At 45.9% G+C, this 15,497-nt stretch carries 18 protein-coding genes; 8 read left to right on the top strand and 10 right to left on the bottom strand.

The features are described from left to right. The first annotated feature begins 20 nt into the window (after nt 1-20). The gene (gene crp, locus Q7C_RS01025) at nt 21-710 is read left to right on the top strand and encodes a cAMP-activated global transcriptional regulator CRP (protein ID WP_050954371.1); all 690 of its coding nucleotides are present in this window, start codon (nt 21-23) and stop codon (nt 708-710) included. Here the strand turns inward: crp and trpC are convergent. The 5 genes from trpC to rpe are packed head-to-tail and all read right to left on the bottom strand — an operon-like array spanning nt 707 to nt 5,379. Then, complete coding sequence (trpC, locus tag Q7C_RS01020; RefSeq protein WP_014702845.1) at nt 707-1,507, bottom strand: indole-3-glycerol phosphate synthase TrpC; 801 nt, start codon at nt 1,505-1,507, stop codon at nt 707-709. The genes crp and trpC overlap by 4 nt on opposite strands. Then, complete coding sequence (gene trpD / locus Q7C_RS01015; RefSeq protein ID WP_014702844.1) at nt 1,500-2,540, bottom strand: anthranilate phosphoribosyltransferase; 1,041 nt, start codon at nt 2,538-2,540, stop codon at nt 1,500-1,502. Before trpD ends, trpC begins: the two co-directional genes overlap by 8 nt. Continuing rightward, nucleotides 2,540-3,121: an aminodeoxychorismate synthase component II gene (locus Q7C_RS01010; protein ID WP_014702843.1), complete on the bottom strand. Its 582-nt coding sequence runs from the start codon at nt 3,119-3,121 to the stop codon at nt 2,540-2,542. The genes trpD and Q7C_RS01010 overlap by 1 nt, the downstream gene beginning before the upstream one ends. 9 nt (nt 3,122-3,130) lie before the next feature. Continuing rightward, on the bottom strand, nt 3,131-4,627 hold the full coding sequence (gene trpE, locus Q7C_RS01005; protein WP_014702842.1) for an anthranilate synthase component I: 1,497 nt from the start codon (nt 4,625-4,627) through the stop codon (nt 3,131-3,133). Between the two features lie 59 nt (nt 4,628-4,686). Next, a complete protein-coding gene (rpe, locus tag Q7C_RS01000) occupies nt 4,687-5,379 on the bottom strand; it encodes a ribulose-phosphate 3-epimerase (protein ID WP_014702841.1) in 693 nt (230 codons plus the stop codon). A gap of 159 nt (nt 5,380-5,538) precedes the next feature. On the opposite strand from rpe, the gene Q7C_RS00995 reads away from it, so the two are divergent. From Q7C_RS00995 to cmoB, 7 genes are all read left to right on the top strand, one after another. Then, on the top strand, nt 5,539-6,411 hold the full coding sequence (locus Q7C_RS00995; RefSeq protein ID WP_014702840.1) for a DUF3530 family protein: 873 nt from the start codon (nt 5,539-5,541) through the stop codon (nt 6,409-6,411). 3 nt (nt 6,412-6,414) lie between these two features. Continuing rightward, a complete protein-coding gene (locus tag Q7C_RS00990) occupies nt 6,415-7,218 on the top strand; it encodes a spermine/spermidine synthase domain-containing protein (protein ID WP_014702839.1) in 804 nt (267 codons plus the stop codon). A 78-nt stretch (nt 7,219-7,296) separates the two neighbouring features. Continuing rightward, entirely contained in the window at nt 7,297-7,884 is a 588-nt protein-coding gene (locus Q7C_RS00985; protein WP_014702838.1) for a L,D-transpeptidase family protein, read from the top strand. A 70-nt stretch (nt 7,885-7,954) separates the two neighbouring features. Further along, nucleotides 7,955-10,141 (top strand): YgiQ family radical SAM protein, encoded by a 2,187-nt coding sequence (locus tag Q7C_RS00980; RefSeq protein WP_014702837.1) that lies wholly within the window; start codon nt 7,955-7,957, stop codon nt 10,139-10,141. 211 nt (nt 10,142-10,352) lie between these two features. After that, complete coding sequence (gene tsaB / locus Q7C_RS00975; RefSeq protein WP_014702835.1) at nt 10,353-11,039, top strand: tRNA (adenosine(37)-N6)-threonylcarbamoyltransferase complex dimerization subunit type 1 TsaB; 687 nt, start codon at nt 10,353-10,355, stop codon at nt 11,037-11,039. Continuing rightward, a complete protein-coding gene (cmoA, locus tag Q7C_RS00970; protein ID WP_014702834.1) occupies nt 11,036-11,767 on the top strand; it encodes a carboxy-S-adenosyl-L-methionine synthase CmoA in 732 nt (243 codons plus the stop codon). Before tsaB ends, cmoA begins: the two co-directional genes overlap by 4 nt. After that, nucleotides 11,768-12,733, top strand: coding sequence for a tRNA 5-methoxyuridine(34)/uridine 5-oxyacetic acid(34) synthase CmoB (cmoB, locus tag Q7C_RS00965; RefSeq protein WP_014702833.1), 966 nt, complete (start codon nt 11,768-11,770; stop codon nt 12,731-12,733). Nucleotide 12,734: 1 nt separating this feature from the next. On the opposite strand, the gene Q7C_RS00960 is transcribed toward cmoB, so the two are convergent. The 5 genes from Q7C_RS00960 to Q7C_RS00945 form a co-directional block, all read right to left on the bottom strand. Then, a complete protein-coding gene (locus Q7C_RS00960; protein WP_050954369.1) occupies nt 12,735-13,121 on the bottom strand; it encodes a hypothetical protein in 387 nt (128 codons plus the stop codon). Between the two features lie 108 nt (nt 13,122-13,229). Next, the gene (locus Q7C_RS13440) at nt 13,230-13,427 is read right to left on the bottom strand and encodes a CPXCG motif-containing cysteine-rich protein (protein ID WP_083839436.1); all 198 of its coding nucleotides are present in this window, start codon (nt 13,425-13,427) and stop codon (nt 13,230-13,232) included. Between the two features lie 58 nt (nt 13,428-13,485). Next, on the bottom strand, nt 13,486-13,935 hold the full coding sequence (locus Q7C_RS00955; RefSeq protein ID WP_014702830.1) for a GNAT family N-acetyltransferase: 450 nt from the start codon (nt 13,933-13,935) through the stop codon (nt 13,486-13,488). A gap of 128 nt (nt 13,936-14,063) precedes the next feature. Beyond that, complete coding sequence (locus tag Q7C_RS00950) at nt 14,064-14,585, bottom strand: lipocalin family protein (protein WP_014702829.1); 522 nt, start codon at nt 14,583-14,585, stop codon at nt 14,064-14,066. A 64-nt stretch (nt 14,586-14,649) separates the two neighbouring features. After that, entirely contained in the window at nt 14,650-15,465 is an 816-nt protein-coding gene (locus tag Q7C_RS00945; RefSeq protein WP_014702828.1) for an ion transporter, read from the bottom strand. Between the last annotated feature and the right edge of the window lie 32 nt (nt 15,466-15,497).

Raw genomic sequence — 15,497 nt, 5'->3', positions numbered from 1 at the left:
CTTTTGGTTTGGAAAAAGCGATGGATTATCATAAACATAAAGCAATAGAATCTGGTTTGGCAGAATTTTTTCAGTTTTGTCACAGCCGGCATTATCCCGCAAAAACCATTATTGTCCGGCCCGGGGATGCGGCAGATAAACTGTATTATCTGCGTGAGGGATCCGTCAGCATCTGCATGGAAAACGAAGAGGGTGAAGAGCTTATTGTGGCTTATCTTAATCAGGGTGATTTCATTGGTGAGGTCGGTTTATTTTCAGAGGTCGGCGATCGCATGGTCACGGTGCGGGCGCGGAGTGACTGCCGCACAGAAGAAATCAGTTACCAACAGATTCGCAGTATGGCGGAAACCCACCTGAAAAACTGCTATCCAATGCTGTTACAAACCCTTGCAGAGCAATTAGCGCGTCGTTTATTAAGCACGACACGCAAAGCATCTGACATGGCATTTCTTGATGTGGCTGGTCGTGTGATGGCCGCATTGGAAGAATTATCTATCCAGCCCGATGCCATGCGTCATGAAGAAGGGATTCAGATTAAAGTGACGCGTCAGGAAATTAGCCGTATTGTTGGCTGTTCACGCGAAATGGTTGGCCGTGTCATGAAAGAGCTTCAAGAGCAGGGCACGCTATGGGCGCATGGTAAAACGGTTATCTTGTACGATGAGTCACATCGACGATCACCGGTTCAAATCAAAAAACGCGCAATTTAAGATTCGAACAAGGCTTTTAGTGCTTGTCCTGGATCTGGGGCGCGCATAAAAGTTTCGCCGATCAAAAAAGCGTTTACATCATGATTTCGCATTTGTTCAACATGCGCTGCGGTATGAATGCCACTTTCTGTTACGACAATCACGTCATCAGGGATTTGCGGCAAAAGTGCCAAGGTTGTTTGTAGCGAGATTTCAAAGCTCCGTAAATCCCGGTTATTAATGCCAATCAGGGGTAAATTCAAGCTTAGTGCCCTTTGTAACTCAATGGCATCATGGACTTCAACCAAGACATCCATATCCAGTTGCAAGGCCAATTGACTGAGGTTTTCTAACTGCGCATCGGTTAAAGCGGCAACAATCAATAAAATACAGTCTGCATTGATAGCCCTTGCTTCAAAGACTTGATATGGGTCAACAATAAAGTCTTTTCGAATCACGGGTAAGTCACAAGCTTCCCGTGCCTGTTGCAGATAGTCTTCGTGACCTTGAAAAAAATCTCTATCCGTTAAAACAGATAAACAAGCGGCACCTCCTGCTTGATAGGAGCGGGCAATCTCCGCCGGGTGAAAATCTTCTCGAAGCAGACCTTTACTTGGCGAGGCTTTTTTTACTTCGGCAATGACGGCGCTTTGTCCTGCCGCCAGTTTCGTTTGCATTGCCGTGACAAAGCCACGAACGGGCAGGGCTTGCTCAGCAAGCTGCTGCATTTTTTGCAATGGAACGCGACCGTTACGTTCGGCAATTTCCTGTTGCTTGCGTTGCAGAATTTTGTTGAGAATATCGGGCTTACTATTCATTTGTCAGTCCCTGACTGCATTGAATCAGTGCATCAAGCTTTTTGGCTGCTACACCGTTATCGATTAAGTTTTGTGCTAATTGGATGCCACTTGCCAGATCGTCACTTAAATCAGCGGCATAAATCGCAGCGCCCGCATTTAAGACAACAATATCTCTGGCCGGACCAGAATGCCCTGCAAAGATGGATTGAATCATCGCTAAACTTTCCGTGACATTATTGACACTAAGTGCGGTGATATCTGCACGCTGTAGACCAAAATCTTCGGGTTGAATCGTGTATTCGTTGATCTTGCCATCTTTGAGCTCTGCAATGGTTGTCTCTGCACCAATACTGATTTCATCCATGCCATCTGCTGAATGGACAACCAGGACATGACGACTACCCAGTTGCTGGAGCACCTCAGCAACTGGGCGTAACCATTGCCGATCATAAACCCCTAACACTTGATAGGGGGCACCGGCAGGATTGGTTAACGGGCCAAGCAAATTGAAAATGGTACGAACGGCCATTTCTTTACGTGCAGCAATGGCATGTTTCATTGCACCATGATGTTTTTGAGCAAAAATAAATCCGATACCGACAGTTTCGATACAATGCGCAACTTGTTCCGGGCTAATATCCAGATTAACACCCGCAGCCTCAAGCACATCCGCGCTGCCCGACGTGCTGGAAACGGAACGGTTGCCATGTTTTGCGACTTTGGCACCTGCCGCGGCGACAACAAATGCACTGGCAGTTGAGACATTAAAACTACTGGCGCCATCGCCGCCTGTGCCACAGGTATCAATGATGGGGGCGCTTTGAATCGTAACGGGCGTTGCCAGTTGACGCATGACTTTGGCTGCTGCCGTAATCTCAGCAACCGTCTCACCTTTCATTGCGAGTCCAATTAAAAAACCCCCAATCTGCGCATCGGTTGCCTGCCCCGTCATGATTTGCTGCATCACTTGCGTCATCTCTTCATCGGTCAGATTATCGCGCTGCATCACCCGTTTTATGGCTTGCGGCAGACTAAGCGTTAATACGCTCATTAGAGGGGCTCCAGAAAATTCTTAAGTAATTGATGGCCTTGTTCAGTCAGAATTGATTCTGGATGAAACTGGACACCTTCAACCGGTAATGTTTTATGGCGCAGGCCCATAATTTCATCAATCTGTCCTGGCTGACTTTCAGTCCAAGCCGTGATTTCAAAGCAGTCTGGTAAAGTTTGCTGCTTAACGACTAAAGAGTGATAGCGAGTGGCTTGTAGCGGATTATTCAATCCATTGAAGACGCCCCGGTCATGATGGTGAACCTGCGAGGTTTTACCATGCATGATTTCTCGTGCATGAACAACATCACCGCCGAATGCCTGGCCTATAGCCTGATGGCCGAGGCAAACACCTAACAACGGTTTTTTGCCCGAAAATTGTTTAATCACCTCCAGAGAAATGCCCGCCTCATTCGGCGTACATGGTCCGGGTGAAATAACAATCTGATCCGGGTTTAATTTGTCTATGTCTGCCAGTGTTAACTGGTCATTGCGTTTAACAACGACTTCGACACCTAATTCAGCAAAGTACTGAACCAGGTTATAGGTAAAAGAGTCGTAATTATCGATCATTAATAGCATATTTTCAGCTCACGACAAGTCACTGGTTGGAGGTTGCAAGCCGGCTTCAGCCATGGCTACAGCACGAAATACGGCTCTGGCTTTGTTCATTGTTTCTTGCCATTCTGACTCAGGAACAGAGTCGTAAACGATGCCGGCACCGGCTTGAATATGCAGTTGATCCTGTTTGATAACGGCAGTACGAATAGCGATGGCGGTGTCCAAGTTACCGGTCCAGGATAAATATCCCACAGCACCAGCATAAACGCCACGCTTAACAGGCTCTAGCTCATCAATGATCTCCATCGCCCGAACTTTCGGTGCGCCACTGACAGTACCGGCAGGAAACGTAGCTCGAAGCGCATCCATGGCATTGAACGTTGGTTTTAATTTACCGGTGACGTTTGAAACAATGTGCATGACATGAGAGTAACGTTCGATCACCATTTTATCGGTTAAATTGACGCTGCCGGTTTCACTGACGCGGCCAATATCATTGCGGCCCAAATCAATCAGCATTAAATGCTCAGCCAATTCTTTGGGATCAGCCAGTAGCTCATTTTCAAGCGCGACATCTTCGGCCTCTGTTTTGCCTCGCTTGCGCGTGCCAGCAATGGGGCGAACCGTGATTTCTTGATCTTCCATCCTGACTAGAATTTCTGGTGAGGAGCCAACCACATGAAAATCATCGAGATGCAGGTAAAACATGTAGGGTGACGGATTCAGGGTGCGTAAAGCACGATAAAGATCGATGGGCTCCGCTTTAAAGGGAATCGACAGGCGCTGCGATAAAACAACTTGCATGATATCGCCGTCAGTAATGTATTGCTTGGCTTTATCAACCGCATCAACAAAGCCATCGTGGGTAAAACCAGAAACAAAATCTTGTTCATCAACCTGGTTGCCAGAATATGCTTTTTTTCGTTTTGGTGTTGCTTCGCGTAATTGATCGACAAGGGCATCTAAACGCTGTTGCGCGAGTTCATAAGCCCCTTCGACAGCCGGATCGGCATGTACAATCAAATACAAACAGTTACTGAGATTATCAAATACGACCAGCTCATCAGAAACCATGAGTAAAATATCGGGACAACCTAGTGGGTCACTGGCAGGGGCATGGCCAAGTCTTGATTCAATGTAACGTACCGTGTCATAACCAAAATAGCCGACCAGTCCACCATTAAACTTCGGCAATCCATCGATTTCAGCAACACGAAAAGATTGCTGAAAACCTTCAATCCAGCGAAGCGGATCGGCTTCAATCAGCGTATGCGTCAATTCGTTATCTTTATAGATTCGAATTTGTGACCCATAAATGCGAATAACTTGATGGCAAGGCAGACCAATGATTGAGAAGCGGCCCCATTTCTCACCGCCTTGGACAGATTCGAACAAATAAGAGTAGGGGGCATCGGCTAATTTAAGATACGTACTGAGCGGCGTATCCAGATCGGCAAGCACTTCTCTTGACAAGGGAATGCGGTTGTAGCCCTCTGCGGCTAATTGTTCAAATTCTGCCTGTTTCATGCCTTCATTTCTACAAAAAGCCCGGCTTGCACCGGGCTAAGATTGGGGATGTCACTATCTTACACAGCTGCTTTGGCAAGTTCTTCGCGCATGGCAGCAAGAATAGAGTCATATTGATTCGGATCATCTGCTTTTGCCGCACCAAATACGGCGCTGCCCGCAACAAAAGTCCGCGCGCCTGCTTCAGCGATTTCACGAATGTTTTTCACGTTGACGCCACCATCGATCTCTAAATCGATATCGTAGCCACTTTCATCAATCATTTTGCGAGCTTGGCGCAGTTTTTCTAATGTATGAGGGATGAATTTTTGGCCACCAAAACCGGGATTAACTGACATCAATAAAATGCGGTCAACCTTATCTAAAACATGTTCAGCTAACGATAACGGGGTAGCAGGATTAAATACTAAACCAGACTTACAACCTTCAGCTTTGACTAATTGTAGACTGCGATCAATGTGTTCTGACGCTTCTGGATGAAAAGTAATATAACTGGCGCCAGCTTGGGCAAAATCAGGGATGATTCGATCCACGGGTTTGACCATGAGATGAACATCAATTTCTGCTGTCACACCGTGTTTGCGCAAGGCATCGCAGACCAATGGACCAATGGTCAGGTTTGGCACGTAGTGGTTATCCATTACGTCAAAATGCACAATATCTGCTCCGGAAGCCAGTACGTTTACTACCTCTTCACCCAAACGAGCAAAGTCAGCTGACAGGATAGACGGGGCGATTTTAAATTCGGCCATGGGATCACTCTCTGTAATTATCAGTTTTAAACGTATTACTTTACCGTAAAAAACGTCAACTTTCAGCTTTAGTGAGTGCTAATCTTTAGCCTATACTTGGCGTTATCAATGACATTTGGAGACCAAAAATTGTCGTGCCGGATTTTATTTGTCGGATTAATGACATTGGTATTAACGCCGGTGTGGGCGGAACAACAGAATGCAGGGTCGTCCTCGGCTTCGCCGCCAACAACATTAACTATCAAGGCGCAATCGACAGATCTTGTGCCCTTGCTGGTTGGGGAGAAGCACATTGCTGCGCATTATCTACCACAAACATTAGGCCAATTTCGCGGCAGCATCGTCTTGATGCATGACGTTGGTAGTCAGTTAGATGCCAAGCTGTTATCAATTATAAGGCATTATTTACCTGCGCATGGCTGGCAGACGTTAACCATTCCGCTAAACAATGCGGAGTTCACGGATTTAGTACCAAAAACGCCAGATTTGGCCGGTTCCACTGCGGTGGAAACCAGCCCAAATGCGTCTGAAGCAAGCTCAAGTGATCTTGAGGGTGACGCTGAACAAACGATTGATTCATCGCCGCTTAAAGACGAAGCCAATATTGAGTCGACGTCTCCAGGTAACATTGATAGAGCGATAGCGGCACTCGCATGGTTACAACAGAATAATCCCTCTAATTTAATTTTAATTGCCCACGGTCAATCAGCTGCATCAGCATTAAAAACGATCCATGCTTCGCCTCATAAAGCCAGTGCCGTTGTACTGATAGCGCCACCCTTAGAGATTGATATGGACTTACTTACCAAAGCGAAGCTGCCCATCATGACAGTGACTGGTGGCAGACTTGATTCTGAATACCAACAGGTCATGTCACAGCGACGTATTGCGATACGTCAGGCTAATGGATATGTCTTTGACCAGCGTCATATTGAGTCTGCCGGTGTTGACTTTCGTGGTGTTGAGGACTCGGTAGCAAGGTTGATTCATGGCTGGTTACATCGGCAATTAATACAAAAGGGTCAGCGCTAAAATATGCAGCTTTATGATGGACGACTGGTTTGGCAACAAACGAGTGACGATGGCGTTATTGAAGTGGTTGATGAAGGGGATATTCGCTCGCTGCATTTTGGTACGTTTCCCAAGCAAAGCAGCATGTCACGAAGACGTCCGCATCAATTAATCTTGTCGTACACTCAGGCGATGATGGCGGCTTTACTTCTGCAGCCAGAACCGAAGCGGGTACTCATCATTGGGCTTGGCGGCGGGTCGGTAGTGAAATTTTTATTGCACCATTGGCCAAACTGTCAAATTTGGGTGATTGAATACCGTCAGGACGTGATTCAAACCGCACAGCAATATTTTTCAGTCCCTGAAGATAATGACCATCTTACCGTCATTCATGCCGATGGTATCGACTGGGTAAGTGCGTGGTTTCATGAGCAACATGCGTTATTTGATATGATTTTTGTTGATGCTTACGACCATGAAGGTATGTCAGCTGGTATTGGCGCACAACTTTTTTTCGATGCTTGTGCCGGAGTGCTGACTGATAGCGGTGTGATGAGTATTAATCTATGGGGCAGTGATCGCAATGGGTTTACGCAAACCATGCAGCGTATTAATTTGAGTTTTAAAGATCAGTCGGTGTTGTTACCTGTTCCAGACAAAGGGAATGTCATTGCTTTGGCTAGTCACGCACCGCTAGATCGAAAGCAACTGAAACAGCGACAGAGTTTGGCTATCGAATTAGAGCAAGCCTTAACTTTACCGATGACGGCTTTTTTGCAACGAATTAACCGACATAATGGCTCTCTTCTCAGCAGATTGTTTATTTAAATTAAGGTTTTAGGCGTGACTTTTTAGTCGTTTTATGCCAAAAATACCGTAAAGTCAGCGATTAATAAGGCCAAAGTGATGTGGCGTCTGGTTATTTTATTGTTTTGTTTTTGTGTCAGTTTCCCTGTCACGGCAAACAGTGATGGTGTCGAAATTGTTATTGTTCGCGATCAAAACAAATTAGTGATTAAAAAAAATAACCGCACTATCAAAACGTTTCGCGCCGCATTTGGCAGTGGTGGGCGCGCCGCAAAGGTGCAAGAGGGTGACAGGCTGACGCCTAAAGGCCATTATCGGATCCACGAAGTCCGCAGCAGTGATTCTTTTCACACATTCATGCAGTTGAATTATCCCAATATGGAGGACGCTAAGCGTGCCCTCAAGGCTGGGATGATTGACCGGTATCAATATCGACGCATTCTTGGGGCGCATTTATATAATGAATTACCGCCTCAAAATACAGTTCTTGGCGGATTGATTGGCATTCACGGTATCGGAGTCGAGACTCAAGAAAAGCTGGAAATCCACGAAATCAGCAATTGGACAAAAGGCTGTATTGCCTTACGCAATAGTGAAATTGTTGAACTCAGCCGCTATGTCAGTCATGGCACGCCGGTCATTATCGTTGACAGTCTGCCAGAACTGGCGGCAAATGAAATTCGCTGAATTTTCAGTACCTTGATAGGGACAGTTTGATAGAATAACGTTTTGTTATTCTGAACTTAATTTAATCCCTATGCACGCTGCACCTGATATTTTTTCCTATCGCAAATACTGGGCACAACGCTTTGGTGTTGCCAAACAATTACCTATGACGCGCGCAGAAATGGCGGCATTGGGCTGGGATAGTTGTGATGTCATCATCGTGACCGGGGATGCCTATGTTGATCACCCCAGTTTTGGCATGGCTCTCATTGGAAGACTATTAGAGGCACAGGGGTTTCGAGTTGGCATTATTTCCCAACCTGACTGGACTAGTGCGGACGATTTCAAAAAGCTAGGTAAACCTAATCTGTTCTGGGGCGTGACGGGGGGCAATATGGACTCCATGGTCAATCGCTATACCTCAGATAAAAAAATCCGTCGTAATGATGCTTACACAGCTGGGGGCGAAGGGGGCAAGCGACCAGATCGGAGTGTCGTTGTTTATAGTCAGCGTTGTCGTGAAGCACATAAAGATGTTCCGATTGTGATTGGTGGCATTGAAGCCAGTTTGCGGCGTATTGCGCATTATGATTACTGGTCAGAAAAAATTCGTCGCAGTGTGATCATGGATGCGAAAGCAGACTTACTGGTCTATGGTAATGGAGAGCGCCAAGTTGTTGAGATTGCCCACCGTCTGGCGGATGGCGAATCTATTAAAACAATGACAGATATTCGCGGCACAGCTTATTTAACCAAACATGGGCGGCGTGATGGTTGGTGGGAAAAAGACTCGACGGATGTGGATACTCCCGGCAAATTAAATCCGCCGATTGATCCCTATCAAATGCAGACAGCCGCATCTTGCGACACGGCCAAAACAGAGTCAAAGCCGACGTCAGAAGCAGTCGCAAATAATGTTATAAAAATACATCGGATATCGCCGCGCCGATCGGCAGGGAAAACAGTAATTCGGTTACCAGCTTTTGAGCAGGTTAAAGCCGATCCAATTAGTTATGCACATACTTCTCGTATTTTGCATTTGGAAACGAATCCCGGTAACGCTTTGGCGCTAGTTCAGCAGCATAACGATTTAGATGTCTGGTTAAATCCGCCGCCGATTCCACTCACCACAAAGGAAATGGACGCGGTTTTTGATTTGCCGTATAGCCGTGTGCCACACCACAAATATGGGCAAATGAACATTCCTGCATATGAAATGATCCGATTTTCGGTCAATATTATGCGCGGTTGTTTTGGCGGATGTACGTTTTGTTCAATTACCGAACATGAAGGTCGCATTATTCAAAGCCGGAGCGAAGATTCGATTATTAAAGAAATCGAGACCATTCGTGATACCACCCCAGGTTTTACAGGAGTGATTTCTGATTTAGGGGGGCCGACAGCCAACATGTATCGGCTCGCCTGTAAAAGCGAAGAGATTGAAGCAAGTTGTCGACGACTATCCTGTGTATACCCAGGAATATGTAAAAACCTCAACACTGATCATACACCGCTGATTCAACTCTATCGCCGTGCCAGAAAATTGCCAGGCGTGAAAAAGATTTTGGTTGCGTCAGGGTTACGCTACGACCTTGCTGTTGAATCACCTGAATATGTAAAAGAATTAGTGACGCATCATGTTGGTGGCTATTTAAAAATTGCCCCGGAGCACACCGAAGATGGTCCATTGTCGCAAATGATGAAACCGGGTATGGGGACGTATGACGCATTTAAAAAACTGTTCGATAAGTATTCCAAAGAAGCCGGTAAAGAGCAGTATTTAATTCCTTACTTTATCGCTGCTCATCCGGGCACCAAAGATGAAGATATGTTGAATCTGGCTATTTGGCTAAAACGCAATGGTTTTCGGGCTGATCAGGTTCAAGCTTATTTACCCTCGCCGATGTCTGCTGCTGCAGCAATGTACCACTCAGGTAAAGACACACTTCGAAAAGTGCGTCGGCAAAGTGGTGATATCACGGTACCCAAAGGCTTAAAAAAGAGGCGGTTACATAAAGCCTTCTTGCGTTACCATGATCCTGAAAATTGGCCAATGCTGCGTGATGCATTGAAGTCAATGGGGCGGGCCGATTTAATTGGTAATGGCAAAAAACACTTAATACCGACCTACCAGCCAAAAGGCACAGGTAATCAAGGGGAAGGGCGTAGAGCGGAAAGAAAAAACCTGACGCCTGCAATGGCTGCAAAACAATTCCGAACACAGCACGTGCGAGGCAAATCTGGGAAAACAGCAGTCAAACGGAGTCGTAAACGTTAGTATTTTGTAGGGTTACCAGCCTGCAGAGCCAAGCATTAAAACGCTACTAATGATAGCAAACGGAGACGTTATAATAACCAGCGCTAAACGACCCAGCTCGCGACCGATATAAAGACAATCAATGAAAAACGCCATCTTACTCTCCTTGGTTCATCAGCTATCAATGTAAACCAAGTCAGTGACTTAGCGATGACACCTAAATGACAACTTCATGAAATTACTTGCATTAGATACCTGTACCGAAAATTGTAGTGTTGCCGTTTATCGCCACGGTGAGGTGTTTCTGGCGCATGAGATTGCAGGTCAGAAGCATTCTGAACGCATACTCAACATGATTGATTCCGTATTAGGGCAGGCGGGCCTAACATTATCCGAGATGGATGCCTTGGTTTTTGGACGAGGGCCCGGTTCGTTTACAGGGGTACGTATCGGTGTTGCTGTGGCTCAAGGGATTGCGTTTGCCCGTACGTTGCCGGTGATTCCGATTTCAACTTTGGCGGCGACAGCACAGCAGACCTATCTGCATACCAACGTAAAAAACATCAGTGTCGCCCTGGATGCCAGAATGGGCGAGGTTTATCATGCCGATTTTGTAGTAGAAAACGAGGTGGTTATACCGCTGAGCGAGGAGCGCGTTTGCCCGCCTGAGCAGGTAACATTAGCTGATACCAGAATATGGACGGCAGCGGGCAATGGCTGGTCGATTTATCCAGCACAATTACAACAACGGTTACAGCATCAATTGGCTGAAATCCGGGATTCAGCATTTCCTGATGCGGCTTCCATGTTGCCGTTGGCTGTTTCACAATATCAGTCAGGCAACATGCTCTCGGCAGACCAGGCATTGCCAGTCTATCTGCGTAACAATGTCGCACGTAAAAAAGCACCACAAACATGACCCGAAAAACCGATAATATTTACGCTTCGGCGTTGACAGAAATGGTCGATTTTCGCTTTGATGAACGTGTTGCTGATGTTTTTCCCGACATGATCCAGCGTTCCGTTCCCGGTTATGCAACGCTCATTGCGGGTATTGGTATTTTGGCAGACAAGTACGCCATTGAAAAAACCCATTGTTATGACCTTGGCTGTTCGCTGGGCGCGGTGACCTTATCCATGCGGCAGCGTATTAAAGCTGCACATTGCCGCATTATCGCCATAGATAACTCGGCAGCCATGATTGAACGGGCTGAACGCATTGTGAAGGCTGATAACAGCCGCGTGCCGGTGTCACTGCGACAGGAAGATATTTGTCATAGTCCGATTACCAATGCCAGTGTCGTTGTCATGAACTTTACTTTGCAGTTTGTGCCCGTCGACCAACGCAATGCGCTGATTGCCAAAGTGTATGCTGGCCTTGAGCCGGGCGGTGTGCTAATTGTCTCTGAGAAACTCACTTTCGATGATGCTGATTCGGCAGCGTGGTTTATTGATAGTCATCTCGATTTTAAACGGGCGAATGGCTATTCCGATATGGAAATCAGTCAAAAACGCAGTGCTTTAGAGCATGTGTTGATTCCGGAAACCGAGTCAGCCCACCATGCCCGGTTTGCACAGGCTGGTTTTCAGCGTTCACTACGTTGGTTTCAATGTTTTAATTTTGCTTCATTCATTGCTTTTAAATAAATGACTTATCAGCTTTTTTATGATTGGTTAGGCAGCGTTGGCCAAACCACTTGGCAACATCAGTTAGCGCAATATACGACAAGACGCCTCTCACCTGAGCAACATGGCAAGTTACCGGAGTGGCAAGCTATGCTGAAGGCGTTGCCAGTGATTAAACCCTCTGAGATAAAGTTCGATGATGTTATCCAGATTGGCAATGCGGCAGACGTTGATGCGCAGCAACGTGAGCAGATCCTGGCGGGATTAAAACTGTTGTTGCCATGGCGAAAAGGGCCGTATCAGTTATTTGATATCGAGATCGATACAGAATGGCGATCGGATTGGAAATGGCAACGGTTAAAACCCCATATTCAGCCGCTATCAGGACGTGCCGTTCTGGATATTGGTGGTGGCAATGGTTACCACGGTTGGCGGATGGTCGAGGAAGGCGCGCAAATGGTCATGGGTATTGATCCGACCTGGCTCTTTGTTATGCAGTATCAGCTGATGCAACACTTTATTCAAAGTGAACGACACTTTGTCTTTCCACTGGGCATCGAACATATGCCTCCAGAATTAGCCTTGTTTGATACCGTCTTTTCAATGGGCGTGTTATATCATCGTCGTTCACCCATTGATCATTTGATGGAGTGCCGACAATGTTTGAGAAGTGGCGGGGAACTTGTTCTGGAAACGTTGGTGGTTCCCGGTGAGGCTGGTTACGCACTCATGCCTGAAAATCGTTATGCCAGAATGCGAAATGTCTGGTTTATCCCTAGTGTGGATACCTTGATCCAATGGCTTACACGCTGTGGTTTTCAAGCAATTCGATGTGTTGATGTGTCGCCAACCTCACTAGCAGAACAACGGCGTACCAGTTGGATGCCGTCACAATCTTTAGCAGATTTTTTGACAGAAGATGGTGAATTAACGGTTGAAGGTTATCCGGCGCCGCTCAGAGCAATTATCGTCGCCAATTCGCCTTGAATTAAAAAGTCATTGGATTCGGTGAAACGGAAATCCATTTACCACTACGGTGGCGGCAAGCATCAAGCGGTTTAACAGATTCTTGATTTCCTTTGATAATCGTTAAATTGTAGGCAAGACAAGGATAGTTACCGTAGGTATAGCTGCGCTTGATATCAATCTTGTAGGCAATGCCGGTCTGGTCGTTATACCAGTGATGGCTTTTGTCGGTTTGCTGGGCGGTGAGAATTTCTTGTGTACGATCCAGATCAGGATTGGTCATTGCGGTGTCAGTTTCAATACCCGCCTCAACACCGGCGAGCAGATCCAAGGATGCTTGCGCGTGAGGCAAACAAATAATCAGAAAAGAGAAGGTCCCGACTTTGGTGATCTTAATCTTACTGAGCATGCTAATCCGTAATGACCTCAAAAAAAGCTATTTAAAACTGGTTTCCGGTTCCATGGATGAGCAAAGTCTCCTGTTTATACAGGATTTTTTTCCTTAAATCAAAGTGATTTAAATTGTGTCATTCTCGTGGAATGTTAAAATTGTGCATTCTGAACCATCACCGCAATCTATTTGCAATCGAATCGGTCGGCAGCAGACTTCACAGTCTTCTATATAATCCTGAAACACCTCACTGCTATCAATCAATAAGCTGATAACTTCACCACAATAAGGACAATTAACTGCGTGTTCTTGTATAGCCTGCATAAAAATTACCTCATAGTTTAGTGGCGGCGGCTGACGAAAAGTTTCGCTGCGGTTAAGCCTAATCGACTGGCTTCATATTGAGGCGGTTGGGGGAGGGGGATAGTGACCAGCCAAACAAATAACGCCGATCGCCAAGACCTATGCCCGAGGTCAGTTGAGTAAAACCATGTTTGCGATAAAACCGAAGTAATTCAGGATAATGTGCAACAGCGTCCAGTTGCAGTGTCTCACCCCCTGTCAGTTGCTGTTTTGCAAAATTAAGCAGTATCGATCCAAATCCGGATTGTTGCTCGTCAGGCATCACTGCCAGCATGGTCAGATACCAGTCTGCCATTGGAGCATCAGGCCAGCAATCTGCGTAATAGGGTGCTGGTATTGGTGATAAGGCGACACAGGCTTTGATTTGTTCTGATAGCACTAACTTGTAAACACTTTTAGTTTTAATTTGTTGTGTCACTGAGTCTAGGTCATAGACGCCTATCCAATGCGACATCCCTTGTGATTGCATGTGTTTGGCACAGCGAGTCAGAAGCTCACAAAGTGGTTGAGCGTCTTCAATTGTGGCCGTGAGTATATGGTGCTCAGGTTGCATGATTGTAATTAACGAAATACTAATTGAATAATCGGGCAGTCAGATTACCAACGTTGTGGGACCTCTCTTATTGCCTCAACATCATAGCCTTGATCGGCAATAAAACGTCGTAATTGTTGATAGTCTGCCTCACTTATTTCTGGTGTGCGAGCCATAATCCACACATAATCACGCTGCTTTCGACCAATCACTGTTTGCGTGTAATCAGCATTTAAATAAATGATCCGATAATCTGCTTTTATTGGCCAGATAAACTGCATGCCCCAAATTGCATTAGAACCGTTATCTTGCACAAAACCGGTCGGGTGATAGGTTTTTAAAGGGCCGTCATAACTGTCTTTTCGAAATTCAAAGGTAGTGGCAATTGAGCCATCCGAATTTCGTTCATATGATTCAAGTGCATTGTGAGCGCCCTTCTCAATAAAGGTGGGAATATTGGCAATCACATACCAATCCCCCATAAAACGATCCAAATCAACGTAATCTACCGTCGGCATTGGCGGGTGTGAGGCGCAACCTGCTATGAATAATAGTCCTGCACATCCCGTTGTCCACTTGGAAAACATAGCTTATTTCCTATCACGCAAAAAAGTTAACCTGCCTGATAGGTCGTGAACCGACTGTGAAGAATTATTTGGTCTGCTGGCGAACCAGTTCTTTAAGGGCTTGTAATTCGTGTAAAACATCATGCAGTGTTGGATCGTTTTTATGAAGCTGTTGTTGTGCTTCCTGACGTTCTTGCTCCATGACATTGACCACAATACCAATCAACATATTTAAAAAAGCAAAGGTATTAAGAAAAATAAACAGCAAATAAAATACCCAGCTGAGCGGATAAACGGCCATGGTTTCATACATGACGTCAGTCCAGTCCTCAAAAGTCATGACCCTGAATAAGGTCAGCATCGCGACCGCAATATCCCCCCACAAGGTTTCATTAATATCGGCAAAAAGTGATGTGCCCACGGCGGCAAAAATATAAACAATAATGAACATCATCAACGCCACGTAACTAAGCTGAGGCAAGGCTTTAAGCAATGAGTTCAGCAAATGGCGAAGCTCAGGAATGATGGAGACCATCCGCAGTACACGAAAAATGCGCAATAAGCGGCCAACAAAAGCGAGTTCACTGTCTTCGATTGGCACCAGACTGGCAATGACAATCAAGGTATCAAAGACATTCCACCCGCTTTTCAAAAAGTCACGTTTCCGTCGCTCGCCTAAAAATCGAATACTGATCTCAATTAAAAAGAACAGCGTAATGGCATAATCCAGCCACACCATTGTCCGCGATACACTGACCGGAATATCATAAGTTTTTGCGCCGGCAAGCAAGGCTGAAAAAATAATCACAGCCACCACCGACCATTCAAATAGGCGGTTATGACGTAGTTGTTCAAAATGGTCTTGGAAACTGAGAAAAGCGCGTTGTTGTGAAGGGTTCATCAGATTAATACACAGAGTTGGTCAATGAATTG

Source organism: Methylophaga frappieri (assembly GCF_000260965.1).
Classification (GTDB): Bacteria; Pseudomonadota; Gammaproteobacteria; order Nitrosococcales; family Methylophagaceae; genus Methylophaga; species Methylophaga frappieri.
The sequence above is the reverse complement of the archived record's forward strand: the minus strand, read 5'-3'. Positions and strand labels throughout refer to the sequence as shown.